The organism is Vibrio sp. V43_P6S15P86, assembly GCF_009904725.1.
Lineage (GTDB): Bacteria > Pseudomonadota > Gammaproteobacteria > Enterobacterales > Vibrionaceae > Vibrio > Vibrio diabolicus.
This window is the reverse complement of sequence record NZ_WXWT01000004.1, coordinates 1-24,468: the sequence shown is the minus strand read 5'-3', so window position 1 is coordinate 24,468 and position 24,468 is coordinate 1. Positions and strand designations below refer to the sequence as shown.

The window sequence follows — 24,468 nt, the reverse complement described above, 5'->3', positions numbered from 1 at the left end:
GATCAGGCTCTTTTCTTTTTATTTCTTATCGTGAGTTGTAGATAGGGGCTATTTTTTCTTTTTAGGATAAACACGAACGAGCTTGATGCGGTTTTCTTCAATCTCAACAAGCTCCATTGGATGACCAGCCACTCTCACGCTTAAATGGCTCTCTGGAATATCTTCCAGGTGCTCCAAAATAAGACCGTTTAACGTTCTTGGGCCATCCGTTGGTAAGTCCCATTTCAGGCCTTTGTTGATATCTCGGATATTGGTGCTGCCTTCAATGAGGAAGCTTCCGTCACCTTGAGGACTGATTTCATCAGAAAGGCTTGGAGAAATCGAGGTCGTGAATTCGCCAATGATCTCTTCCAGAATATCTTCCAATGTCACCAAGCCAATAATGTCGCCATACTCATCAACAATCAGACCAATACGCTGTTTGTTGCGTTGAAACTTTAACATTTGCACGTTCAGTGGCGTACCTTCTGGGATGTAATAGACTTCATCCGCGGCACGTAATAGCGTCTCTTTATTGAACTCGTTTTTTTCCAGCATCAGGCGGTAAGCTTCACGCAGGCGCAGCATGCCAACCACTTCATCAATTTGGTCACGATAAAAAACAATGCGTCCATGTGGTGAGTGGGTAAGCTGACGAACGATGGATTTCCAGTCATCATTAATATCGATACCGGTAATCTCATTGCGTGGCACCATGATGTCGTTCACAGTGACGTGCTCAAGATCCAAAATAGACACCAACATGTCTTGGTGTCGGCGAGGGATCAATCCGCCAGCTTCGTTTACTACGGTACGCAGCTCATCGGAACTAAGATGGTCTTCTACTGAGTGATCGGCTTTTACGCCAAGTAAACGAATAAAGCCATTCGTAATAAAGTTAACGAGCATCACCAAAGGCGATAGTAACTTCATCAATATGGTCAGTAGGATACTGCTCGCGTAAGACACGCGTTCAGGGTACAGCGCTGCAATTGTTTTTGGGGTAACTTCAGCAAAAACCAATACAACCATAGTCAGTGCACCGGTTGCGATAGCGACACCTAAATCACCATACAAACGCATACCAATAATGGTCGCGATGGCGGACGCGAGAATATTAACGAGGTTGTTGCCGATAAGAATAAGACCAATCAAACGATCTGGACGGTCTAATAGTTTTTCGACTCGCTTAGCGCCTTTATGCCCATTTTTGGCTAAGTGCTTTAAGCGATAACGGTTCAGAGACATCATCCCTGTTTCTGAGCCGGAAAAGTAACCTGATATGACGATAAGACACGCGAGTAGCGCAAACAAGATACCCGTAGAGATGTCGTCCAAAACGTTGCTGTTCCTTGTAAGTATTGGGTTATATAACGGTTGAGTAAGTCCGTTAAGTCAAAGGGTTAAGGCGTACTGTATTTTATCTAGCCTAAAATATAAAGGATAGGAGCCCTAGAGCTCCTTAATTCAAGATGATTTCTTTCACAAAGCGACTGCCAAAATACGCCAGAGTTAACAGCGTTGCCCCTGCGACAGCGAACCAAGTAACTTTTCTACCACGCCAACCTTTTTGATAATGACCCCAAAGCAGTATTGAGTACACAATCCAAGCGATGAAAGAAAGAATGCCTTTATGCGCTTTACCTTGAGCAAACATATCCTGCACAAAGACAAAGCCAGTAATGAGCGTGCCAGTTAACAATAAGTTACCGATCAAAATGATTTTGAATAGCTGACGCTCTACCATTAATAAAGGCGGCAGGTTTGGGTTAATCGCCAAAGATTTTTTTGTTTTCAGTTTGTGATCTAACCAAGCCAGCTGAAGTGCGTAGAGTGCACCGATAGTTAAAGTTGCGTATGAGAACAGCGCAAAAGAAATGTGAATGAGTAGCTTAGGGTCATTCTCTAGGTGCTTGATAAACGTGCTTGGCAAAAATGTGGCAGCAGATAAATTGATGGCAGCAAAGCTATAAACGACAGGCAATAAAAACCACAACCGATTTTTCAACATAGCAAGGCTCATGACCAGAGAAATAATAAAACTGATCAAAGAGGCTACGTTGAGAATGCTAAGGTTTTGACCTGCACCATCAAAAATCAGATCACTCAAAATCCACGCATGAAAAACAAGCGCACAGGCAGCACTAGCAAAGACTGTTTTTGCTTTGATTCCTGACTGCTGTGAGAGTCCGGGTATGATGGTCGCAATCGCCAAAACATAAAGTATGGCGGCCGCGATGGCTATTAAGCTATCCATGAATCCTAAATATTATTGTGCACAATGAGGAAATTATACCTTGCATTACACTTTGGGGCTACGTTATATCCGACATCAATCGTGAGAGATGAGATATTGAAATTAATAAGTTACCGCACCATATAGAAATAGAGACAAGAATAGAGCAGCGGTACGGGTATGACTCAGACCTTGGCTAATGTATACTCACACTAATTAATCGCCATTTTAGCGAAGAGACAAAGATGTTTGAGAATTTAACGGATCGATTATCCAAAACGCTGAAAAATATCAGTGGCAAAGGTCGTCTGACCGAAGACAACATTAAAGAGACCCTACGTGAAGTACGAATGGCCTTACTTGAAGCTGACGTTGCGCTTCCGGTTGTTCGTGAATTTGTTAACCGCGTTAAAGAAAAAGCGGTAGGTGTAGAAGTTTCTAAATCTCTGACTCCAGGTCAGGAATTTATCAAGATCGTTCAAACAGAACTTGAAGCCGTAATGGGTGAGTCGAATGAGGCTCTAAACCTTGCCGCTCAACCACCTGCTGTGCTTCTGATGGCGGGTCTACAAGGTGCGGGTAAAACCACATCGGTAGGTAAGCTATCTAAGCTTTTAAAAGAACGTGACAAGAAGAAAGTCTTGGTTGTGTCTGCCGACGTTTACCGCCCTGCGGCAATCAAGCAGCTTGAAACGCTGGCATCAGATATCGGTGTTGACTTCTTCCCTTCATCACCAGACCAGAAGCCTATTGATATCGCCAATGCAGCGATTGACCATGCGAAGAAAAAATTCTACGACGTATTGATTGTCGATACCGCAGGTCGCTTGGCGATTGATGAAGAGATGATGGGGGAGATCAAAGATCTTCACGCAGCTATCAACCCAGTAGAAACGCTATTTGTTGTTGACGCTATGACGGGTCAAGACGCAGCAAATACAGCAAAAGCCTTTGGCGATGCGCTACCTCTTACCGGTGTGGTTCTAACTAAAGTTGATGGTGATGCTCGTGGTGGTGCGGCACTGTCAGTACGCCATGTAACGGGCAAACCAATCAAATTCTTGGGTGTCGGTGAAAAAACTGACGCGCTAGAACCGTTCCATCCAGATCGTGTTGCTTCACGTATTCTTGGTATGGGTGACGTTCTGTCTTTAATTGAAGACCTACAACGCAACGTTGACCAAGAAAAAGCAGAAAAGCTGGCGAAGAAGTTCAAAGAGAAGAAAGGTTTCGACCTTGAAGATTTCCGTGAACAGCTAGGCCAGATGCAAAACATGGGCGGCATGATGGGCATGATGGATAAGCTTCCAGGCATGTCTCAGCTACCAGACAATGTGAAAGACAAAGTCGATGACAAGATGTTCAAACAGATGGAAGCGATCATCAGCTCCATGACAATGAAAGAACGTCAACGCCCAGAGATTATCAAAGGCTCGCGCAAGAAGCGTATTGCGGCTGGTTCTGGTGTGCAGGTTCAAGACGTAAACCGCTTACTAAAACAGTTCACCCAAATGCAGAAGATGATGAAAAAGATGCAAAAAGGTGGCATGAAAGGCATGATGCGCAACATGCAAGGCATGATGGGCGGCATGGGTGGAGGCGGTGGCTTCAACCCATTTGGTCGTTAATTAATCGATCACGCATAGATTCAGGGTGTTAGGTACGTCACAAACTTTAAATTCAATTTATGTTGGTGAAAAAGTAACTAAACTCCTTGCATTGCTCCGGGAGAAGAGTAAAATTCCGGAGCTTTATTTTGGCACGAGACCCCAAACTATTTAATTTCTTGAATGGTTTTTGGGGTTAATTTTATTTTTGAGAAAGCAAAGAGGACGACATGGTAACCATTCGTTTGGCACGTCACGGCGCTAAAAAGCGTCCATTTTATCAAATCGTAGTAGCGGACAGCCGCAACGCTGCAACTGGCCGTTTCATCGAGAAAGTTGGTTTCTTTAACCCAACTGCTAAAGGCCAAGAAGAAGGTCTACGTCTAGACCTAGACCGCGTTAACCACTGGGTTGGTCAAGGCGCGTCTGTATCTGACCGCGTTGCTAAGCTAGTTAAAGACGCTCAAAAAGCGGCTTAATTTTTTACTTGAAAAGTAGAAACTAGTTTATGTCGATGAAAGGTAAAGAAACAATGAGCAACGAAAAGATTGTTGTAGGCAAGTTTGGTGCTACTTACGGCATTCGAGGTTGGCTTAAGGTTTTTTCCTACACAGACAATGCTGAAAGCATTTTCGATTACAGCCCTTGGTACATTAACCAAAAGGGTAAGTGGGTTGAGTACAAAGTAGAAAGCTGGAAGCGCCATAACAAAGGTATGGTGGCTAAGCTGGAAGGCATGGATGTTCGTGAAGACGCGCATCTAATGACGAACTTTGAAATTGCTATTGACCCTGCGGTACTTCCTGAATTGTCAGAAGATGAGTTCTACTGGCGCGAATTGTTTGGGATGCAAGTTGTAACCACTAAAGGTTACGATCTAGGTGTCGTTACTGACATGCTAGAAACTGGCTCAAACGATGTTCTGGTTGTTAAAGCAAATCTTAAAGATGCTTTCGGGCAGAAGGAACGATTAATCCCGTTCCTTGAAGAGCAAGTGATCATTAATGTTGATCGCGAAGCTCAACGGATCGAAGTTGACTGGGATCCTGGATTCTAATCTCCAAAATTACAGAGCGAGATAAACATGTGGGTTGGCGTTATTAGCCTTTTTCCAGAAATGTTCCGTTCTGTTACTGATTTTGGAGTAACAGGTCAAGCGGTTAAAAAAGGTCTTTTGTCGATTGAGACTTGGAATCCTAGAGATTTTACTCACGACAAACATCGCACAGTCGATGACCGACCTTACGGTGGTGGCCCTGGTATGTTAATGATGGTTCAGCCTTTGCGCGATGCCATTCATACCGCGAAAGCAGCCTCACCGGGCAAGACGAAAGTCATCTACCTTTCTCCTCAAGGTCGCAAGCTCGACCAGAAAGGAGTAGAAGAACTGGCAACAAATGAGAACTTGCTTCTGATTTGTGGTCGTTACGAAGGGATAGATGAGCGCATCATTCAATCTGAAGTCGACGAAGAATGGTCGATTGGTGATTTTGTGATGACGGGTGGTGAGATACCAGCCATGACGTTAATCGATTCTGTCTCTCGGTTTGTTCCGGGTGTACTAGGGGATTTCGCGTCAGCAGAAGAAGACTCTTTTGCAAATGGCTTGTTAGATTGCCCTCACTATACGCGTCCAGAAGTGTTGGATGACAAAGAGGTACCAGCGGTACTGATGTCAGGCAATCACAAGGACATTCGTCAATGGCGACTAAAACAGTCGCTGGGCCGAACTTGGCTTAGAAGACCAGAGCTCCTGGAAAACCTAGCTCTGACTGACGAACAGGAACAATTACTTGCTGAGTTCATTAGTGAACATAACGCAAAGTAACCTAATTTATTTAGTATCAGTTTATTCTAGGAATTTAAAAAATGAGTAACATCATCAAAGCTCTTGAAGAAGAGCAAATGAAATCAGACCTACCTAAATTTGCACCAGGTGACACTGTTGTAGTTCAAGTTAAGGTAAAAGAAGGTGACCGTGAGCGTCTACAGGCTTTCGAAGGCGTTGTAATCGCAATCCGTAACCGTGGTCTACACTCTGCTTTCACTGTACGTAAAATCTCTAACGGTGAAGGTGTTGAGCGTACGTTCCAAACACACTCTCCAATCGTTGATAGCATCGAAGTTAAACGCCGTGGTGCAGTACGTCGTGCCAAGTTGTACTACCTACGTGAGCGTTCTGGTAAGTCTGCTCGTATCAAAGAGAAACTTGCTAAGAAGTAATGCTATAACTAGCGTTCTCATCTTAAACGGAGTCCTTTTAGGGCTCCGTTTTTTTATTTGTGTAATTAGCTTGCTCGTTTTCTTTTCATCCGACCTGTACTGCCGATGCTCATGCACTGGCATATACTCCGCGCCTCTGCCTTGCTCGAATAAAAATAGCTTTGCTAGATCATCAAAATAGTCAGAGTTGAAAAGGGGTGAATGAATACCGATTGCAGACCGCAATGGTTAAAATTCATCATTCTGAACAGCGACGAAGGAGCGTGATTCCGAATCTACTAGCCGAAAGCGCTAGTGTTTAAGTCGTTACTTCAGAAGTGTCCTTGCTGTGAGTGGATTCCTGATGTCGTTATGGTTCCTCGGAGTGATGGCAAATGATGACCAAAGATTACAGGGCTCCGCGGTTAAAATTCGTCATTCTGGACAGCGACGAAGGAGCGTGATTCAGAATCTATTCGCCGAGAGCGCTAGTGTTTAAGTCGTCAACTTCAGCAGAGCCCTTGCTGTGAGTAGATTCCTGATGTCGTTATGGCTCCTTGGAATGACGGGAAATGATGGCCAAAGATTACAGGGCACCGAGGTTAAAATTCGTCACTCTGGACAGCGACGAAAGAGCGTGATTCAGACTTCCCAAGAAGGAGCCTAGGATATTCCTTTACCCTAGTGCCTCAATTAATACTGGTCTTCAGACCAGCCATCACTGTCGGACATATCGGGGGCGCCTGGGATGGTGTTTTCTTCATCTGCCCACTCACCAAAATCAATCATTTGGCATTGTTTACTGCAGAAAGGGCGATGAGGACTTTGTTCTCCCCATTCTACGTCGGCGCCACATTGTGGGCATTGAACGATGGTAATTTTAGACATAGTTGAGCATCCCATTACTAATTGGTGTTAAAGGGTAGTATACCTAAATGAATTCAAGATGGCTTATTCAACGCGCTATTGCTGCTACGAAATTTTATCCAATATAAGCGCAATAAAGCGTTGAATTTTAGATTGTGGGGGTGAGGCTTAGTACCGTCTTAGCTGCACACAGCAAGTTCAAACTCAATATCTTGTGTGCACGCTTGACCGTTTTCAAACGACATAAACTTGATCGCAAAGCGGTTTTTATGGCCAGAAATCATAGGATAAACGCCATATTCCATTGGGATGTGGAGCCTTAGAATATTGGCTTCATCAGCGTCACTTTGGAAGAAACCCGCACGACCTATTTGAGCTTTGAAATGTCCGGTCTCTCTGGTGAGTTTCAACCATAGCGAAAGCGCATCAGATAAGGGCTTTAAGCTTACTTGCCACTGCTGTGCATCATGCTTTTTACGTTCAATGGGTAGGTGAAGCCAGTAATGTAACGCTGGCAAATCAAAACAACATGAACCACCCGGCAGATTAAAGCGTTGGCGGATAGAGCTTAAGAAGCGATCTTCTTTTAGTGCTTGACCAAAACGCTCTGCACCCATCAGCTGGCTATGAACGACATCTATCTCTTGTAGTAGGGTATTTAATGCGTCTTGATCGACGCCATCAACATTTAGCCAATGGCGGTACGACAGCCGTTGTTTCTCTAAATCTTTGGCCAGTTCACTTTTCAGCTGGATCTGTTCGAAGATTTCAACCATATCGAATAACGCACGGAAAAACAGTTGGTACTGGTGATTTTCGCTAAACCCAGAGGCCAAGTGAGCCTGACGCAGCAGAGACTCCACTCTTAGATAAATACGAGTTTTCTCATTTAACGGATGTTCAAATTTGTGCGTGGTCATCGACATAAGCCTTTGTGAGTTTCGTTCCTATTTTCGCAGATTTTTCTTACACATGGCTAGGTACTTTTCGTGCAAATCTGTGATTTGAAGCAAAAGATCTGGGTCACTTGGATTATTCTTAACCACATCGTCTGCAAGCGCGAGTCTTTGCTCTCTTGATGCTTGAGAGGCAAGGATAGCACGAGCTTGTTCTTCACTCACATTGTCTCGTTTCATCGTGCGAGATATCTGTGTATTCGGTTCTACATCGACGACAAGAACTCGATCACACAAACTGTCTAGCTTGTTTTCTACGAGCAACGGCACCACAAGTAACGCATACTCTGAGGTGACTTGCTGCAAATCTTCGATCATCTTTTCACGAATTATCGGGTGCAACAGTGCGTTGAGCCATGCTTTTTCATCTGAGTTTGAAAAGATTTTCTCTCTCAGCTTTGCGCGATCTAAAGTTTGGTCTTCACGAACGATATCGTGACCAAAATGTTCAATAATCGCGTTTAGGCCGGGAGTGCCTGGCTCGACAACTTCTCTTGCTACAATGTCGGCATCGACGATATCGATTTTAAATTGTTGTTTGAACAGATTCGCGACGGTTGTTTTACCGCTAGCGATACCACCTGTTAAACCAATAACCAAAGCCATTTACACTCCTAGAACTGAAGTAAAGTACCAGTTTAAAATCTGGTCGCCCCAAATTAAGCTTATCCAACCAGCAATTGCTAAGTAAGGACCGAAAGGAAAAGCTTTTTCAATTCCCTGTTTTTGCAAGCGTAGTTGAATGATGCCAAATACGATGCCAACCACAGAAGAAAGTAGAATGATCATCGGCAGTGACTGCCAGCCCAGCCAAGCCCCTAGTGCTGCTAGTAGTTTAAAATCACCATATCCCATTCCTTCTTTACCAGTAAGTAGCTTAAAGCCCCAGTAAACGGACCAGAGACATAGGTAACCAGCAATGGCACCAATGACAGAATCTTGTAGAGTAACAGGACTTATTTCGACTAATGCTAAGGCAATGCCAGCCCAAGTTAATGGTAATGTTAATTGGTCAGGTAACAACATAGTATCTAGATCGATAAATGTTGCGGCGATTAAGATAAAAGTGAAAAAGAGTAGGGCAACGGTAAAGTAACTAAAACCAAAGTGGTAAGCGACAAAGCCTGAGCTGAATGCAGTGAGCAGTTCAATCAGTGGATAGCGTGCGCTAATGGCTGTCTGACAGTTGTGGCATTTGCCTTTTAAAAGCAGCCAGCTAATCACAGGGATGTTGTCTCGAATACGTATCGGCGTTGCGCACTTCTGACAGGAGGAGCGTGGGACGCTCAAGGTCAGCACTTCTTTAGGAGGTTCTATTCTGTATTCAGGAAATGACTCGGCACATTCGCGTCGCCATTCTAGTTCCATGATTTTAGGTAGTCGATAAATAACCACATTGAGGAAGCTACCCACGAGCAGACCGAAGATGGTGGCAAACACAACGAATAGCCAAGGGTAGTACTGGAATACTTCCATATTTGTCTCTTGAGCGATGAGTGAAATCAGCAAGATGCTGTTTTAAAGGAGTTAACAGCTCATTCTAGCCCAATACACTCATTAAGTTAAAGATTGGCAAGTACATTGCTGTCACTAATCCGCCAACAACGATGCCTAAAAAAACGATAATTAGCGGCTCTAGAATTTTACTAAGGTTGTCGACGGTGTTATCGACTTCAAACTCGTAGATCGTTGCAACTTTATTGAGCATATCGTCAAGTCGACCAGACTCTTCACCGATCATGACCATTTGTAACACTAATTCAGGAAACACATTACAGTTACGCATGGCAACATACATTGGCATACCTGCGGCGGTATCACGGTAAACTTCTTCTATGGCGAGTTGATAGTGTAAGTTTCCTGAGGTTTTTGATGTGGTTTTTAAACTGGTTAGAATTGGAATACCCGCTGTAAAGCTTGTGGCGAGTGTTCGACTAAATTTGGCGATAGCGGCTTTTGATAATACAGGGCCCAGAACAGGAAATTTAAGCACAGAGCGGTTGAGCATTAAGCGAAAAGAATCTGAACGCTTAGAGAGGATTCTCGCCGAGATGAATAAACTAATGGAGCCTAGTGTGATAAACGGACTCCAGTTTTGTGTCCAGGCGGAAAGATCTAATACTTGCCTGGTAAACCAAGGTAAATCAGCACCAAAACCAACAAACATTTTTTCAAACTCGGGAATGACTTTGGTGAGCATGATAAACGACACGCCTAACGCTACTAGCACTACCATGGCTGGGTAAATCAGTGCTTTGATCACTTTCGCACGGAGTTGTTCATTTTTTTCTCGGTAGGTGGCTAAGCGCTCGAATACTTCTGCTAAGTTACCGGATTGCTCACCTGTTGCGATAAGGTCGGTATAGAGTGGGTCAAAGTGTTCACTTGCAGTGCGCATGGCTTTTGACATGGGCGTACCCGCTTCGACGGCGCGTGTTACGCTCATCAAAATGGATTTCATCTCTGCTTTTTTATGGTTTTCTGAGACCAATTTTAAAGCCTGAACTAAGGGGACACCAGTTATCAACATCGTCGAAATCTGACGGGTAAACACCGTGATGTCTCTGCCTTTCACGCGATGGCTGAGTTTAGTGAGAAACGAGATACTGCTTTTCTTTAACTTCTTGATCTTGATGTGTTGTGCGTCTAGACGCTCGCGTACTTCAATTTCTGTCATCGCGAGGGTTTGTCCAGACGTCTTTTTGCCTGAACTGTTGATGCCTTTCCAGCGGAAGTTTTTAAGTTGTGGTGTAGTGGTTTTCATAGAGGTGACTGCTGATTAAAGGATTAAAAATAAAGTACGCGCTGTAGTTCACTAAAACTTGTGATACCTTGTTTGAGTTTTTCTATGCCCGACATTTGTAACGTGCTCATACCATTTGCGATGGCGAGTTTTTCTAGTTCATGTACCGACGCGCCTTTAATAAGCGCTTCGGAAAGAAATTCATCAAAGCGCATCACTTCATAAATCCCCGTTCGGCCGGAATAACCATGGGTACACTCATTGCATCCATCGGGATTGGCTTTAAAAATGTTGTCGCTTGCTTGAATTCCGAGATGTTGTAGCTGAACGGTAAGCTCTTGTGATTGTTTGCAGTGCGAGCACAGTTTACGGGCTAAGCGCTGGGCAATAATCAAACTAAGAGATGAGGCCAAGTTAAAGCTTTCTACGCCCATGTTTGATAAACGAATAACCGTTTCAGCCGCAGAATTGGTATGCAAGGTTGAAAGTACTAAGTGACCGGTTTGCGATGCTTTTATGGCGATTTCCGCAGTGTCTAAGTCACGAATCTCACCGACCATGACCACATCGGGGTCTTGACGAAGAAAAGAGCGTAACGCCTCTGCGAAGCCAAAGCCGATCTTGGGTTGTACTTGTACTTGGTTAATGCCCGATAAGTTAATTTCTACCGGGTCTTCTGCTGTGGAAATGTTGATTTCTGGCTTATTGAGAATACTCAATCCAGTGTACAGAGAAACGGTTTTTCCGCTCCCGGTTGGGCCTGTCATCAGAATCATGCCTTGTGGGCGACGCAGCGCATCCAAGTACAATTGTTTTTGTTGTTCGCTATAACCAAGCTTGTCGATATCCAGTGACGCAGAGCTGCTGTCGAGCAGTCGTAATACAATTTTCTCTCCGAATAGAGTAGGTAGCGTGGATACACGCATATCAATTGCGGTGTCTTGATTCAACTTGAGCTTAATACGCCCGTCTTGCGGTAAACGTCGCTCTGCAATATCAAGCTTAGAGAGGATTTTGATACGAGCGGATAAGCGGCGGCTTAAGTGGCTTGGTGGCTGCTGTGTTTCGATTAAGATGCCATCACAGCGTAGGCGAACGCGGTACATCTTTTCATAAGGCTCAAAGTGGATATCGGATGCGCCTTTGCGCACAGCGTCCAACAGAATTTGGTTTATGTAACGGCTAACAGGAGATTCGTCTTGGCTCAAGTCTTCAATGTTGTCGATTTCATCTGCGCCCACGTCAACCAGATTGGCTAATTCTTCTTGGTTGATCTCTTTTAATCCAGACTTCTCATGACTCAATGAACGACCATACAAGCGTCGAATTGCCGCGCTGAGTTGACGAAAATCCGCCAAGACCAATTCAACCTGTAACCCTGTCGCAAAACGAAAGTCATCTTCTGTTTGTTGGTTCGTCGGGTCGGCAACGGCTAATAACAAAGTTGAAGGCGTCCGCTGGAGTGGGAGTGCGTTATGTCGAGTGATTAATTCACGTAGACCGAGTTGTTGACAAAGCGAAGCGTACTCATACTGAGATAACTCGGGCTGACTCAAACTAAAGAGAGAACTTAAGTGCTCAGCGAGTTCGCTTGATGTCAATAATCCAGAACTGAGTAAAGCCTCTGGCATCGAAATGCCAGAAGCTTTGACTTGCTCTATTAACGATTCTTCTTGGGAAAAGGTCAGTAACCCTTTTTGGCGAAGAACCGTTGAGAGGTTGGTTATCATTTATATGTTGCTGTACAACTATTTGGACGAGAATCTTCTGGGACATTTTTAGTCGCGCAAGTCCAACCTGTTTTGTTGTTTTTGGCATATTGAACAGAAGCTGTTTTACCTTTCAAGCTACCTTCATCGAATACAAATGTAGCAGTACCGCCACTAGTAGCTGTAGCTAAGGTTATAGTTCCTAGGGCATTCATTTTTTGAGTCCCGCCAACTAATTTCGCATCAGTGGGAAAAGTACCACCATTTTCTTGTTGATACATATCGATATTTGTAAGTAATCCGCGAACAGTGGCAGAAGCTGAAGCTACTTCTGTCTTTTGGACATAGTTTTGATATGCAGGTATTGCGACTGCTGCTAAAACACCAATAATCGCCACCACAATCATCAATTCAATCAGAGTAAAACCCTGCTGTTTTTTCTGTTTACTGTTTTTCATTTTTAACCCTTTCCTAAAAATTAATAATGCTCTTGCATTAGCGAAAGATTATGGAGAGTTAAGGTGGGTTGAAAATGGGGAAGGGATGGGCTCTCGAGTGAGATAAAACTCTTTGGTGAAAAGTTGCATATCGCATGCAGAGTTTTGCGAGTAGTACTATTTTTTGAGTGGATAAAAAGAAAGGGCCAATTGGCCCTTTTTAATGATGAATTACTCACAACTCACTGAGTTAGTTAAAGTAATTGAGATTGTGTTGCTTTTATTATTTGAAGCGCATCGAAAGATCCATCGCTTTTAGATGCTTGGTCAACGCGCCTACCGAAATGTAATCGACACCGGTTTCTGCGTATTCTGCGATGGTCTCTAGCGTAATGTTCCCTGAGTTCTCTAAAGCGGCACGACCTGCGTTAATCGCTACGGCTTCACGCATCATTTCTTTCGTGAAGTTATCTAGCATGATGATGTCGGCACCGGCGTCTATTGCTTGTTTCAACTCTTCTAAGCTTTCCGTTTCTACTTCTACCGGTTTGCCTGGGTTAAGCTCTTTCGCTTTTTGGATGGCTTGAGTGATGCCACCACAAGCAATAATGTGGTTTTCTTTAATGAGGTAAGCATCGAACACACCGATGCGATGGTTAAAGCCACCACCGCAGGTCACGGCGTATTTTAGTGCGCTACGCAGACCAGGAATGGTTTTGCGTGTGTCTAGTAGACGACACTCAGTATGCGCGATTTTTTCAGCGTACTCTGCGGTAACTGTTGCGCAGCCAGACAGCGTTTGGATGAAGTTCATTGCGTTACGTTCACCAGTTAACAAGTCACGAGCAGGGCCTGTCAGCGTACAAAGGGTTTGGTTAGGTTCGACTTTATCGCTGTCCTTTACGTGCCATTCAATGCTGACCTTACCACCGAGCTGTTTAAAAACTTCATCAGCCCATGCTTGACCACAGAACACACCATGCTCGCGAGTAATAATCGTTGCGGTATTAACTGCCTCGGCAGGGATCAAAGATGCAGTAATGTCGTTATCTACGTCGACACTGCCACCTAGATCTTCTTTTAAGGTATCAGTGACAGAGCGAGTGATCTCTAAAGGGAGTTGTTGTTTAAGGTATTCTAGGCGCTCTTGAATGTTGTGTGTGTTCTTCATCGCAAATCTTGTCTTGAAAGGGAGATGGCAACGGATGATACTCTCCGGTGTCAATAATTTCAGCAGTTAATTTGCAAAGTAGAGAGGTTGATATGCGCCCAATTATCGAGAATGGCTGGCTGACACAGGCAAAGCATGTTCCGTCACCATTTTTTGATGCCCGCTCTGATACAAACGACATCTCTCTACTGGTGGTACACAACATCAGTTTGCCTCCTGGGCAGTTTGGTGGACCATATATAGAGGACTTCTTCACTGGCAAGCTAGACCCAAACGCACATCCATTTTTTGAAGTTATTCACAAAATGGGCGTTTCTGCACATTGCTTGATTAAGAGAAACGGCGAGGTTGTTCAATTTGTTTCTTTTCTCGATAGAGCATGGCATGCCGGTCAATCCAGTTTCGCGGGTAGGGAGCGTTGTAATGACTATTCCATTGGTATCGAGCTTGAAGGGACAGAATTTACTGCCTACACAGAAGCGCAATATCAATCACTTGCAGAGATCACTGAGGTGATTATGCAGTCTTATCCTCAAATCACCTCGCCACGAATTACCGGTCATCAATATATTGCGCCCTTGAGAAAAAGCGATCCTGGTCTAAGCTTTGATTGGGTGAAATATAGACAGCTTATACAGCGTTGATTTGTAGCGAAAGTGTAAATTCAAAAAAAGCGAAATAAATAAGGCATACGATCAGGTATGCCTTTTTTTGATACCAGAAATATTAATGATTGTTAAAAGTTAACTACATTTTTACGCTCGTATACGCCGTTTTGGTGAAGAAATAGACTGATAATTTTGTCATTTTCTGTATTTCTTTTCCAAAATTGCTAGCACGTCGACTTCCCATTTGTATGCTTTATGTAATTGGTCATACCAATTCTATTGCTGTTTTAACAGTCGATTGTTATCAGAGTGTTGGAAGTAAGCTCGTTCTATGATTTAGGTCAATTTTCGGCTGGACAGTGGCGTTTTAATTATGTTAATTTCTGCACCAACTTAAAATTGGTATTACCAATTACCTGCAAGAGTAGAAGAACAATAAATTATGGCTTATCAAAGGATTCGTCAGCCAAAACTCTCTGATGTTATAGAACAAGAGTTAGAAAGGTTGATAGTGGAAGGAACATTGTCTCCGGGGCAACAACTGCCTCCAGAGCGAGAACTGGCAAGACAGTTCGATGTGTCTCGTCCTTCAGTCCGAGAAGCCATTCAACGCTTAGAAGCGAAGCGTTTGTTAACTCGTCGCCAAGGTGGCGGAACATTCGTAAGTGAGAATATCTGGAAGAGCTTTTCAGATCCCTTGTTGAATTTGTTGTCTAGTCATTCTGAAACCCAGCTTGATGTGCTTGAGTCTCGTCATGCAATGGAAGGAATTTCAGCTTACTTTGCAGCTTTACGTGGTACCGAAGAAGATTTTGCGCGTATTCAAGGTTGCCTTGAACGCATTAGCCAAGAGCAAGCAAACAACGATATCGAAGCTGAATCTGCGGAAGTGATGCAATTTTTGATCGCTTTGACAGAAGCCGCGCACAACGTGGTTTTGTTGCACATTGTTCGAAGCTTAGCGCCTTTGCTTGAGCAAAATATTCTACAAAATTTTAAATTACTACGTCGCCGCCCAGAAGCGGTCGAGAAAGTCAGTAAACACCGAGCCAATATCGTGGATGCGATTGTTTCTGGTCAGCCTGAAAAGGCGCGAGAAATGTCCCACTCGCACTTGGCTTACATCGAAGAAACATTGTTGGATTTGACTCGAGAAGAGTCTCGACGAGAGCGTTCTCTACGTCGAATTCAGCAGGGTAATGACTCGTAAGAGCGTTACTTAAATAAGTAGATCCAACCAACAGAAGGATAGATCGCCATGTCTGATATGAAGCATGACGTAGATGCACTGGAAACTCAAGAATGGCTACAAGCGCTTGAGTCAGTTGTACGTGAAGAAGGTCTAGAGCGTGCTCAATTCCTATTAGAGCAAGTTCTAGATAAAGCACGTCTAGACGGTGTTGATATGCCAACAGGTATCACAACTAACTACATCAACACGATTCCTGCAGACCAAGAACCAGCATACCCAGGTGACACAACACTTGAGCGTCGTATTCGCTCAATTATTCGTTGGAACGCTATCATGATCGTTCTACGTGCATCTAAGAAAGACCTAGAGCTAGGCGGCCACATGGCGTCTTTCCAGTCTTCTGCTGCATTCTACGAGACATGTTTCAACCACTTCTTCCGTGCGCCAAACGAGAAGGACGGTGGCGACCTAGTTTACTACCAAGGTCACATTTCACCAGGTATCTACTCACGTGCATTCGTTGAAGGTCGTCTAACTGAAGAGCAGCTAGACAACTTCCGTCAAGAAGTAGACGGCAAAGGTATTCCTTCATACCCGCACCCTAAACTGATGCCTGAATTCTGGCAGTTCCCGACAGTATCGATGGGCCTAGGTCCAATCGCTTCTATCTACCAAGCTCGTTTCCTTAAGTACCTAGAAGGCCGTGGTCTTAAAGATACTTCAGAGCAGCGCGTTTACGCGTTCCTAGGTGACGGTGAGATGGATGAGCCAGAATCACGTGGTGCTATCTCTTTCGCTGCGCGTGAGAAACTAGACAACCTATGTTTCCTAATCAACTGTAACCTACAGCGTCTAGATGGCCCTGTAATGGGTAACGGTAAGATCATTCAAGAACTTGAAGGTCTGTTCAAAGGTGCTGGTTGGAACGTAGTGAAAGTAATCTGGGGTAACAACTGGGATTCACTACTAGCTAAAGATACTTCTGGTAAGCTTCTACAGCTTATGAACGAAACGATCGATGGCGACTACCAAACATTCAAATCAAAAGATGGCGCGTACGTACGTGAGCACTTCTTTGGTAAGTACCCAGAGACAGCGGCACTTGTTGCTGACATGACTGATGACGAAATCTTCGCACTTAAGCGTGGTGGTCACGAGTCTTCTAAGCTATACGCGGCATACAAAAACGCGGCAGAAACTAAAGGTCGTCCAACAGTAATCCTAGCTAAGACTGTTAAAGGTTACGGCATGGGTGAAGCGGCTGAAGGTAAGAACATCGCGCACCAAGTTAAGAAGATGGACATGACTCACGTACTACACCTACGTGATCGTCTAGGTCTTCAAGACATCCTAACTGACGAAGCTGTGAAAGAACTTCCGTACCTGAAACTTGAAGAAGGTTCAAAAGAGTACGAATACCTACACGCTCGTCGTAAAGCGCTACACGGCTACACGCCACAGCGTCTACCAAAATTCACTCAAGAATTCATCGTTCCTGAGCTAGAAGAATTCAAGCCACTACTAGAAGAACAGAAGCGTGATATCTCTTCTACTATGGCATTCGTACGTGCGCTAAACGTTCTACTTAAGAACAAGAACATTGGTAAGAACATCGTTCCTATCATTGCTGACGAAGCACGTACATTCGGTATGGAAGGTCTGTTCCGTCAAATCGGTATCTACAACCCGCACGGCCAAACTTACACACCAGAAGACCGTGGCGTTGTTTCTTACTACAAAGAAGCGACTTCAGGTCAGGTTCTACAAGAAGGTATCAACGAGCTAGGTGCTATGTCTTCATGGGTTGCTGCTGCGACTTCATACTCGACAAACGACCTACCAATGATCCCGTTCTACATCTACTACTCAATGTTCGGCTTCCAACGTGTTGGCGACATGGCGTGGATGGCTGGTGACCAACAAGCACGTGGTTTCCTACTAGGTGCAACTGCGGGTCGTACAACGTTGAACGGTGAAGGTCTACAGCACGAAGACGGCCACTCGCACATTTTGGCGGGTACGGTTCCTAACTGTATTTCTTACGACCCAACATTCGCGTACGAAGTAGCAGTAATCATGCAAGACGGTATCCGTCGCATGTACGGTCCAGAACAAGAAAACGTGTTCTACTACCTAACGCTAATGAACGAAAACTACGCAATGCCAGCAATGCCAGAAGGCGCTGAAGAAGGCATCCGTAAAGGTATCTACAAGCTAGAAACTTACACGGGCGACAAAGCGAAAGTTCAGCTAATGAGCTCTGGTACTATCATGAATGAAGTACGTAAAGCAGCTCAAATCCTAAGCGAAGATTACGGTGTTGCTTCTGATGTTTACTCTGTAACGTCATTCAACGAACTAACTCGCGATGGTCAAGATGCAGAGCGTTTCAACATGCTTCACCCAGAAGCGGAAGCAAAAGTACCTTACATCCAAACAGTAATGGGTACTGAGCCTGCTATCGCAGCAACTGACTACATGAAGAACTACGCAGAGCAGGTTCGTGCATACATTCCTGCTGAGTCTTTCAAAGTGCTTGGTACTGATGGCTTCGGTCGTTCAGACAGCCGTGAAAACCTACGTCGTCACTTCGAAGTGAACGCAGGTTACGTAGTAGTAGCAGCGCTAACTGAACTAGCGAAACGTGGCGAAGTTGAGAAATCTGTAGTTGCAGAAGCAATTAAGAAATTCGACATCGACACAGAGAAAACAAACCCGCTATACGCTTAATTAAGAAGGTAGATAAGAAATGGCAATCGAAATTAATGTACCAGACATCGGTGCGGATGAGGTTGAAGTTACTGAGATTCTTGTAAGCGTTGGCGACAAGGTTGAAGAAGAGCAGTCTCTGATCACAGTTGAAGGCGATAAAGCTTCTATGGAAGTTCCTGCTTCTCAAGCGGGTATCGTTAAAGAAATCAAAGTTGCAGAAGGCGACAAGGTTTCTACTGGTTCTCTAATCATGATTTTCGAAGCAGAGGCGGCCGGCGCTCCGGGTGCAGCTGACGCTGCACCTGCTCCTGCGGCAGAAGCAGCTCCAGCAGCAGCTCCAGCTCCAGCAGCAGCGGCAGAACTAAAAGAAGTTCACGTACCAGACATCGGTGGTGATGAAGTAGAAGTTACTGAAATCATGGTTGCCGTTGGAGACAGCATCGAAGAAGAGCAATCTCTTCTAACTGTTGAAGGCGACAAAGCTTCTATGGAAGTTCCAGCGCCATTCGCAGGTACGCTAAAAGAGATCAAAGTTGCAGCAGGCGATAAAGTATCGACTGGCTCACTTATCATGGTGTTCGAAACAGCAGGTTCAGGCGCTCCAGCAGCACCAGCGGCAGCTGAAGCTCCTGCGGCAGCAGTTCCAGCAGCGTCTGCGGCAAAAGAAGTGAACGTTCCAGATATCGGCGGCGACGAAGTTGAAGTTACTGAGATCATGGTTGCCGTTGGCGACACAGTGGAAGAAGAGCAGTCTCTAATCACTGTTGAAGGTGACAAAGCTTCTATGGAAGTTCCTGCACCATTCGCTGGTACAGTGAAAGAAATCAAGATTGCAGCTGGCGACAAAGTGTCTACTGGCTCACTAATCATGGTATTCGAAGTGGCGGGCGCAGCACCTGCTCCTGCAGCAGTCGAGTCGTCGAACCGTCCAGCTCAAGCGGCAGCACCTGCAGCTCCAGCTCCTAAAGCAGAAGCTCCAGCGGCAGCAGCTCCAGCAGCGACTGGCGACTTCAAAGAGAACGACGAGTACGCTCACGCGTCTCCAGTTGTTCGTCGTCTAGCGCGTGAATTTGGCGTTAATCTTTCTAAGGTTAAAGGTTCTGGTCGTAAGAGCCGTATCCTAAAAGAAGACGTTCAAGCTTACGTGAAAGATGCACTTAAGCGTCTTGAGTCTGGTGCAGCAGCATCTGGCAAAGGTGATGGCGCGGCTCTTGGTCTACTACCATGGCCAAAAGTGGACTTCAGCAAGTTCGGTGAAACAGAAGTACAACCGCTATCTCGCATTAAGAAGATTTCTGGTGCTAACCTACACCGTAACTGGGTAATGATCCCGCACGTTACACAGTGGGATAACGCAGACATCACGGCTCTTGAAGCATTCCGTAAAGAGCAAAACGCGATTGAAGCGAAGAAAGACACTGGCATGAAGATCACGCCACTTGTGTTCATCATGAAAGCGGTAGCTAAAGCGCTTGAAGCGTTCCCAGCGTTCAACTCTTCTCTATCAGAAGACGGTGAGAGCCTAATTCTGAAGAAATACGTGAATGTTGGTATCGCGGTAGATACACCAAACGGTCTAGTTGTTCCTGTATTTAAAGACGTGAACAAGAAAGGCATCTACGAGCTATCTGAAGAGCTAATGGCTGTTTCTAAGAAAGCACGTGCAGGCAAGCTAACTGCTGCTGACATGCAAGGTGGCTGTTTCACTATCTCTAGCCTAGGCGGTATCGGCGGTACGGCGTTTACTCCAATCGTAAACGCGCCAGAAGTTGGTATCCTAGGTGTGTCTAAGTCAGAAATGAAACCGGTATGGAACGGTAAAGAGTTCGAACCGCGTCTACAACTTCCACTATCTCTATCATACGACCACCGTGTGATCGATGGTGCTGAAGGTGCGCGCTTCATCACTTACCTAAACTCATGTCTATCTGACATTCGTCGTCTAGTTCTGTAATAGAAATTAGATGAATGAGAGGCGGCAACTTAGCCGCCTCTGCTAATCATAATTACCGACAATTTGGTTATCAGCCTTGCTTCGTTCAGGGTTTTCACAATCGAATTGTTGTCTAGCTCACAGGCTAAATTGATTTACTTTTCACACCATTAACATCTCTGTAAACTGTTAGCGGTCTGAAAATAACTGTTTAAAACAAATCTCTCTTAAACATAAAAAATCGATACCCACTCAGCCTGTTAGGGATAATGACTACAAGAGGTCAAAATGAGCAAAGAAATTAAAGCCCAAGTTGTTGTACTTGGTTCTGGTCCTGCTGGTTACTCCGCTGCATTCCGTTGTGCGGACTTAGGTCTTGAAACTGTACTAGTTGAACGTTACAGTACGCTTGGCGGTGTATGTCTGAACGTGGGTTGTATCCCATCTAAAGCACTGCTTCACGTTTCTAAAGTAATTGAGGAAGCGAAAGCGATGGCTGACCACGGCGTTGTGTTCGGTGAGCCTCAAACAGACATCAGCAAAATCCGCATCTGGAAAGAAAAAGTTGTTAACCAACTAACTGGCGGCCTAAGCGGCATGGCTAAGATGCGTAACGTTACAGTAGTTAACGGTTACGGTAAGTTCACTGGCCCTAACTCTATCCTTGTAGAAGGCGAAGGTGAGCCAACAGTTGTTAACTTTGACAATGCAATCGTTGCGGCTGGTTCTCGTCCAATCAAACTGCCATTTATCCCGCATGAAGACCCACGTATTTGGGACTCTACTGACGCTCTTGAACTAAAAGAAGTGCCAGAAAAACTGCTTATCATGGGTGGTGGTATCATCGGTCTAGAAATGGGTACGGTTTACCACTCTCTAGGTTCTAAAGTTGAAGTTGTTGAAATGTTTGACCAGGTAATTCCTGCAGCAGACAAAGATATCGTGAAAGTATTTACTAAGCGTATCAAAGACAAGTTCAAGCTAATGCTAGAAACGAAAGTAACAGCAGTTGAAGCAAAAGAAGACGGTATCTACGTTTCAATGGAAGGCAAGAAAGCGCCAGCTGAAGCTGAGCGTTACGATGCGGTTCTAGTTGCTATCGGTCGTGTACCAAATGGTAAGCTAATCGACGGTGAAAAAGCGGGTCTAGAAATTGACGAGCGTGGCTTCATCAACGTTGATAAGCAAATGCGTACTAACGTTCCTCACATCTTCGCGATCGGTGATATCGTTGGTCAACCAATGCTTGCTCACAAAGGTGTGCATGAAGGTCACGTAGCTGCTGAAGTTATCTCTGGTAAGAAGCACTACTTCGACCCTAAAGTTATCCCTTCAATCGCGTACACTGAGCCAGAAGTAGCTTGGGTTGGTAAGACTGAAAAAGAAGCGAAAGAAGAAGGCATCAAGTACGAAGTGGCAACATTCCCTTGGGCTGCATCAGGTCGTGCAATCGCATCTGACTGTGCAGACGGTATGACTAAGCTAATCTTCGACAAAGAAACTCATCGCGTAATCGGTGGTGCTATCGTTGGTACTAACGGTGGTGAACTACTTGGTGAAATCGGCCTTGCAATTGAGATGGGCTGTGATGCAGAAGATATCGCTCTGACTATCCACGCTCACCCAACTCTACACGAGTCTGTAGGTCTAGCTGCTGAAGTATTTGAAGGTTCAATCACTGACCTGCCAAACAAAAAAGCAGTTAAGAAGAAGTAAGCTTTTTCTGACTGAATGATAGAAGCCGCTGCATTGCAGCGGTTTTTTTATGCTTGTTAGTTAGGAATATAAATGTGTTCTTAGCTGACAGAAGACAATAAAAAGCCCACCAAACGGTGGGCTGACATATATTGCGAGCTAAGCTTTAGTGTTCACGGTTGTAAATGCAAAGCATATCTAAGTATGAATTCACTAGGTGTTTCAGCTCCGCTTCACCCTTAGCGCGGTTCGCTTGGACAAACAGTGAGTAACAAATACCGTGGAACAGGTTTGCCAAGTGTTCTGAATCGTGCTGGTCACACACTTCGCCACGTTCAATTGCTTTAATGAACATGTTTTGTACCAGCAACTGGTTAGTACGGTTAGTTGAAACAAACAATGGCCATACTTCGTCACGTGTTGAAGCACTCCACTCGAACCATACTTTTAGCCAGTGACAATCTTGGCTGACAAGCTCGATCATCGCATTAGTAATATTGGCGATGTTTTCACGTGCGTGTAAGTCTAAGTCAATGTTATCCGATAGGAAGTTCGAGAACTGACGTACGACGTGGTTGAGTACTTCATCCACCAAGTCTTCACGAGTCGGGAAGTAGTTAAAAACGGTCGCCACAGAAACTTGAGCAATTTCTGCGATATCTGCATGACCACCACGACCGATGCCGCGGCGCGCAAACACTTCCAATGCGATTTCCATTAACTGTTGCTTACGCTTAATCGGGGAAAGCCTAGTTCTAGGTCTCTTTGCAATTGAGTCCATATCCATTTTCCTTGCCATTTGAGTTGATATTGGGGGTAACCCCCTAATTGATTATTTTAATAGTTGCTTAAAGCAGTGATGAGTGTAATGGTGCATATCAACAAGGTCAACATCTGTAGAACAATTTATATACAGTAATGTCATTATTATTGATAAAATTAGCTATGAACTTTATAAAACTAAGACCTTCTTCCAAGATTTTTTGGCAACAGGATGTGACTTTCAACCCAATGAACGTGGTGATACACTACACGCCGTAAGATTAGGTGATCGTTTGCGTGCGACTTACCTCAACCCACAAATTAGATTGAGCACAGTATGAAACATACAATAGAAGTCATGATTTCTGAGCAAGAAGTTCAGGAACGAGTTCGTGAATTAGGCAAACAAATTACAGAGCGTTATCAAGGTAGTGAAGATCTTGTGTTGGTAGGCTTATTGCGTGGCTCATTTGTATTTATGGCAGACTTGGCACGTGCTATCGAACTGACTCACCAAGTTGATTTTATGACAGCGTCAAGCTACGGCAACACAATGGAAAGTTCACGTGACGTTCGTATCTTGAAAGATTTGGATGATGACATCAAAGGCAAAGACATTTTGCTTGTTGAAGACATCATTGATACAGGTAACACACTAAATAAAATCCGTGAGATCTTATCGCTGCGTGAGCCGAAGTCTATCGCGATTTGTACGCTCCTAGATAAACCATCTCGTCGTGAAGTGAATGTTCCTGTGGATTGGATTGGTTTTGAAATCCCAGATGAGTTTGTCGTTGGTGTGGGTATTGATTACGCGCAGAAATACCGCCACTTACCATACATCGGTAAAGTTGTACCTCAAGAATAATCATTGAGAGCAGCATTAAAAATATAAAAAACGCCCATCTCAGATGGGCGTTTTTTGTTCAACTCTTAGATGTAGCTTAGCGACAAAGCAGCTTGTTGTCTGTATTTAGAATCGTCGAAAGGGCTTTCTGATAAGACGCTTCTACGGTTTCCTTAGAGTTAGAACGAATGCCTAAGTACTCTAAACGACCATCTTCAATGCCGTATACCACGCCATGAATTTCAACATCTTGCCCACGCTCCCAAGCGTTTTGCAGGATGGTTGAGTTACCCAAGTTGTACACTTGCTCTGCAACATTAAGCTCACCTAGTTTATCCGCTCGATCTTGCTTCGGCATTTGATCTAGGTAAGTGCGGTGTTTGAAATAGATATCTCTTATATGTAACAGCCAATTATTAATAAGACCTAGCTTAGGGTTATCAATGGCAGCGTTTACGCCACCACAGCCATAGTGTCCACAGACAATGATGTGCTTAACCTTAAGAACGTCTACGGCGTATTGAACGACGGACAGACAGTTGAGATCAGTATGGATGACTTGGTTTGCAACATTCCGATGAACGAATAGTTCACCCGAGTATAGTCCGGTTAGTCGCTCGGCAGGGACACGGCTATCAGAACAGCCAATCCAAAGAAAATCGGGCTTTTGACCCTCTGCGAGTTTTGCGAAGTATTCAGGTCGATCAGATTTGATCTCTTGAGACCATTTTGAATTATTTTCAAATAACTGTTTAATTTCCGGCATCTTGCAAACTACTTCCCTTAAAAGACAAAAGCGCTGCCGCTTATAT

23 protein-coding genes are annotated in these 24,468 nt (G+C 44.5%); 11 read left to right on the top strand and 12 right to left on the bottom strand.

The window, feature by feature from the left end; all coding sequences use genetic code 11:
- Positions 1-48: 48 nt before the first annotated feature.
- A complete protein-coding gene (locus CAG69_RS00235) occupies positions 49-1,317 on the bottom strand; it encodes an HlyC/CorC family transporter (protein ID WP_047008981.1) in 1,269 nt (422 codons plus the stop codon).
- Between the two features lie 124 nt (positions 1,318-1,441).
- Entirely contained in the window at positions 1,442-2,236 is a 795-nt protein-coding gene (locus CAG69_RS00230; protein ID WP_047008980.1) for a cytochrome C assembly family protein, read from the bottom strand.
- Between the two features lie 224 nt (positions 2,237-2,460).
- Here CAG69_RS00230 and ffh point away from each other — a divergent pair, with 224 nt between their 5' ends.
- From ffh to rplS, 5 genes are all read left to right on the top strand, one after another.
- The gene (gene ffh / locus CAG69_RS00225) at positions 2,461-3,843 is read left to right on the top strand and encodes a signal recognition particle protein (RefSeq protein ID WP_005385423.1); all 1,383 of its coding nucleotides are present in this window, start codon (positions 2,461-2,463) and stop codon (positions 3,841-3,843) included.
- A gap of 209 nt (positions 3,844-4,052) precedes the next feature.
- The gene (gene rpsP, locus CAG69_RS00220) at positions 4,053-4,301 is read left to right on the top strand and encodes a 30S ribosomal protein S16 (RefSeq protein ID WP_005379962.1); all 249 of its coding nucleotides are present in this window, start codon (positions 4,053-4,055) and stop codon (positions 4,299-4,301) included.
- Positions 4,302-4,330: 29 nt separating this feature from the next.
- A complete protein-coding gene (gene rimM, locus CAG69_RS00215; RefSeq protein ID WP_005379964.1) occupies positions 4,331-4,879 on the top strand; it encodes a ribosome maturation factor RimM in 549 nt (182 codons plus the stop codon).
- A 27-nt stretch (positions 4,880-4,906) separates the two neighbouring features.
- Complete coding sequence (trmD, locus tag CAG69_RS00210; RefSeq protein ID WP_085342646.1) at positions 4,907-5,650, top strand: tRNA (guanosine(37)-N1)-methyltransferase TrmD; 744 nt, start codon at positions 4,907-4,909, stop codon at positions 5,648-5,650.
- Positions 5,651-5,691: 41 nt separating this feature from the next.
- Positions 5,692-6,045 carry a 50S ribosomal protein L19 gene (gene rplS, locus CAG69_RS00205; protein ID WP_005379971.1) on the top strand — a complete coding sequence of 118 codons (354 nt, stop codon included), beginning with the start codon at positions 5,692-5,694 and terminating at the stop codon, positions 6,043-6,045.
- A 672-nt stretch (positions 6,046-6,717) separates the two neighbouring features.
- Here rplS and yacG read toward each other — a convergent pair.
- The 8 genes from yacG to nadC all read right to left on the bottom strand — a co-directional run bounded on the left by yacG (position 6,718) and on the right by nadC (position 13,907).
- Positions 6,718-6,912, bottom strand: a complete 195-nt coding sequence (gene yacG, locus CAG69_RS00200; protein WP_005396692.1) for a DNA gyrase inhibitor YacG — start codon at positions 6,910-6,912, stop codon at positions 6,718-6,720.
- 158 nt (positions 6,913-7,070) lie between these two features.
- On the bottom strand, positions 7,071-7,811 hold the full coding sequence (zapD, locus tag CAG69_RS00195) for a cell division protein ZapD (protein ID WP_012841416.1): 741 nt from the start codon (positions 7,809-7,811) through the stop codon (positions 7,071-7,073).
- A 27-nt stretch (positions 7,812-7,838) separates the two neighbouring features.
- Positions 7,839-8,453, bottom strand: coding sequence for a dephospho-CoA kinase (gene coaE / locus CAG69_RS00190; protein ID WP_047008979.1), 615 nt, complete (start codon positions 8,451-8,453; stop codon positions 7,839-7,841).
- The gene (locus CAG69_RS00185) at positions 8,454-9,323 is read right to left on the bottom strand and encodes a prepilin peptidase (protein ID WP_161442107.1); all 870 of its coding nucleotides are present in this window, start codon (positions 9,321-9,323) and stop codon (positions 8,454-8,456) included.
- A gap of 64 nt (positions 9,324-9,387) precedes the next feature.
- A complete protein-coding gene (locus tag CAG69_RS00180) occupies positions 9,388-10,611 on the bottom strand; it encodes a type II secretion system F family protein (RefSeq protein WP_161442105.1) in 1,224 nt (407 codons plus the stop codon).
- A gap of 23 nt (positions 10,612-10,634) precedes the next feature.
- Positions 10,635-12,320 (bottom strand): type IV-A pilus assembly ATPase PilB, encoded by a 1,686-nt coding sequence (gene pilB, locus CAG69_RS00175; RefSeq protein ID WP_161442103.1) that lies wholly within the window; start codon positions 12,318-12,320, stop codon positions 10,635-10,637.
- Positions 12,317-12,757: a pilin gene (locus CAG69_RS00170; RefSeq protein ID WP_017447682.1), complete on the bottom strand. Its 441-nt coding sequence runs from the start codon at positions 12,755-12,757 to the stop codon at positions 12,317-12,319. Before CAG69_RS00170 ends, pilB begins: the two co-directional genes overlap by 4 nt.
- A gap of 262 nt (positions 12,758-13,019) precedes the next feature.
- On the bottom strand, positions 13,020-13,907 hold the full coding sequence (gene nadC / locus CAG69_RS00165; RefSeq protein WP_161442101.1) for a carboxylating nicotinate-nucleotide diphosphorylase: 888 nt from the start codon (positions 13,905-13,907) through the stop codon (positions 13,020-13,022).
- A 92-nt stretch (positions 13,908-13,999) separates the two neighbouring features.
- Here nadC and ampD point away from each other — a divergent pair, with 92 nt between their 5' ends.
- From ampD to lpdA, 5 genes are all read left to right on the top strand, one after another.
- Complete coding sequence (ampD, locus tag CAG69_RS00160; protein WP_161442099.1) at positions 14,000-14,551, top strand: 1,6-anhydro-N-acetylmuramyl-L-alanine amidase AmpD; 552 nt, start codon at positions 14,000-14,002, stop codon at positions 14,549-14,551.
- Positions 14,552-14,957: 406 nt separating this feature from the next.
- Positions 14,958-15,725, top strand: a complete 768-nt coding sequence (gene pdhR / locus CAG69_RS00155; RefSeq protein WP_005396680.1) for a pyruvate dehydrogenase complex transcriptional repressor PdhR — start codon at positions 14,958-14,960, stop codon at positions 15,723-15,725.
- A gap of 48 nt (positions 15,726-15,773) precedes the next feature.
- A complete protein-coding gene (aceE, locus tag CAG69_RS00150) occupies positions 15,774-18,437 on the top strand; it encodes a pyruvate dehydrogenase (acetyl-transferring), homodimeric type (RefSeq protein ID WP_005396679.1) in 2,664 nt (887 codons plus the stop codon).
- A gap of 19 nt (positions 18,438-18,456) precedes the next feature.
- Complete coding sequence (gene aceF, locus CAG69_RS00145; protein WP_161442097.1) at positions 18,457-20,373, top strand: pyruvate dehydrogenase complex dihydrolipoyllysine-residue acetyltransferase; 1,917 nt, start codon at positions 18,457-18,459, stop codon at positions 20,371-20,373.
- A 267-nt stretch (positions 20,374-20,640) separates the two neighbouring features.
- Entirely contained in the window at positions 20,641-22,068 is a 1,428-nt protein-coding gene (gene lpdA, locus CAG69_RS00140) for a dihydrolipoyl dehydrogenase (RefSeq protein ID WP_005379993.1), read from the top strand.
- A 145-nt stretch (positions 22,069-22,213) separates the two neighbouring features.
- Here the strand turns inward: lpdA and opaR are convergent, their stop codons facing one another.
- The gene (gene opaR / locus CAG69_RS00135; RefSeq protein ID WP_005379994.1) at positions 22,214-22,828 is read right to left on the bottom strand and encodes a transcriptional regulator OpaR; all 615 of its coding nucleotides are present in this window, start codon (positions 22,826-22,828) and stop codon (positions 22,214-22,216) included.
- A gap of 318 nt (positions 22,829-23,146) precedes the next feature.
- On the opposite strand from opaR, the gene hpt reads away from it, so the two are divergent.
- Entirely contained in the window at positions 23,147-23,677 is a 531-nt protein-coding gene (gene hpt, locus CAG69_RS00130; protein ID WP_005379995.1) for a hypoxanthine phosphoribosyltransferase, read from the top strand.
- Positions 23,678-23,753: 76 nt separating this feature from the next.
- Here hpt and can read toward each other — a convergent pair whose 3' ends face one another.
- Positions 23,754-24,422, bottom strand: coding sequence for a carbonate dehydratase (can, locus tag CAG69_RS00125; RefSeq protein ID WP_161442093.1), 669 nt, complete (start codon positions 24,420-24,422; stop codon positions 23,754-23,756).
- Between the last annotated feature and the right edge of the window lie 46 nt (positions 24,423-24,468).

Excerpts from the sequence above, each read along its gene's own strand:
- nadC (WP_161442101.1), bottom strand. The coding sequence starts at position 13,907 with ATGAAGAACACACACAACATTCAAGAGCGCCTAGAATACCTTAAACAA.
- zapD (WP_012841416.1), bottom strand. The coding sequence starts at position 7,811 with ATGACCACGCACAAATTTGAACATCCGTTAAATGAGAAAACTCGTATT.
- aceE (WP_005396679.1), top strand. The coding sequence starts at position 15,774 with ATGTCTGATATGAAGCATGACGTAGATGCACTGGAAACTCAAGAATGG.
- CAG69_RS00170 (WP_017447682.1), bottom strand. The coding sequence starts at position 12,757 with ATGAAAAACAGTAAACAGAAAAAACAGCAGGGTTTTACTCTGATTGAA.
- CAG69_RS00185 (WP_161442107.1), bottom strand. The coding sequence starts at position 9,323 with ATGGAAGTATTCCAGTACTACCCTTGGCTATTCGTTGTGTTTGCCACC.
- yacG (WP_005396692.1), bottom strand. The coding sequence starts at position 6,912 with ATGTCTAAAATTACCATCGTTCAATGCCCACAATGTGGCGCCGACGTA.
- rplS (WP_005379971.1), top strand. The coding sequence starts at position 5,692 with ATGAGTAACATCATCAAAGCTCTTGAAGAAGAGCAAATGAAATCAGAC.
- pdhR (WP_005396680.1), top strand. The coding sequence starts at position 14,958 with ATGGCTTATCAAAGGATTCGTCAGCCAAAACTCTCTGATGTTATAGAA.
- coaE (WP_047008979.1), bottom strand. The coding sequence starts at position 8,453 with ATGGCTTTGGTTATTGGTTTAACAGGTGGTATCGCTAGCGGTAAAACA.
- ffh (WP_005385423.1), top strand. The coding sequence starts at position 2,461 with ATGTTTGAGAATTTAACGGATCGATTATCCAAAACGCTGAAAAATATC.
- hpt (WP_005379995.1), top strand. The coding sequence starts at position 23,147 with ATGAAACATACAATAGAAGTCATGATTTCTGAGCAAGAAGTTCAGGAA.
- can (WP_161442093.1), bottom strand. The coding sequence starts at position 24,422 with ATGCCGGAAATTAAACAGTTATTTGAAAATAATTCAAAATGGTCTCAA.
- rpsP (WP_005379962.1), top strand. The coding sequence starts at position 4,053 with ATGGTAACCATTCGTTTGGCACGTCACGGCGCTAAAAAGCGTCCATTT.
- pilB (WP_161442103.1), bottom strand. The coding sequence starts at position 12,320 with ATGATAACCAACCTCTCAACGGTTCTTCGCCAAAAAGGGTTACTGACC.
- aceF (WP_161442097.1), top strand. The coding sequence starts at position 18,457 with ATGGCAATCGAAATTAATGTACCAGACATCGGTGCGGATGAGGTTGAA.
- trmD (WP_085342646.1), top strand. The coding sequence starts at position 4,907 with ATGTGGGTTGGCGTTATTAGCCTTTTTCCAGAAATGTTCCGTTCTGTT.
- CAG69_RS00180 (WP_161442105.1), bottom strand. The coding sequence starts at position 10,611 with ATGAAAACCACTACACCACAACTTAAAAACTTCCGCTGGAAAGGCATC.
- ampD (WP_161442099.1), top strand. The coding sequence starts at position 14,000 with ATGCGCCCAATTATCGAGAATGGCTGGCTGACACAGGCAAAGCATGTT.
- opaR (WP_005379994.1), bottom strand. The coding sequence starts at position 22,828 with ATGGACTCAATTGCAAAGAGACCTAGAACTAGGCTTTCCCCGATTAAG.
- lpdA (WP_005379993.1), top strand. The coding sequence starts at position 20,641 with ATGAGCAAAGAAATTAAAGCCCAAGTTGTTGTACTTGGTTCTGGTCCT.
- CAG69_RS00230 (WP_047008980.1), bottom strand. The coding sequence starts at position 2,236 with ATGGATAGCTTAATAGCCATCGCGGCCGCCATACTTTATGTTTTGGCG.
- rimM (WP_005379964.1), top strand. The coding sequence starts at position 4,331 with ATGTCGATGAAAGGTAAAGAAACAATGAGCAACGAAAAGATTGTTGTA.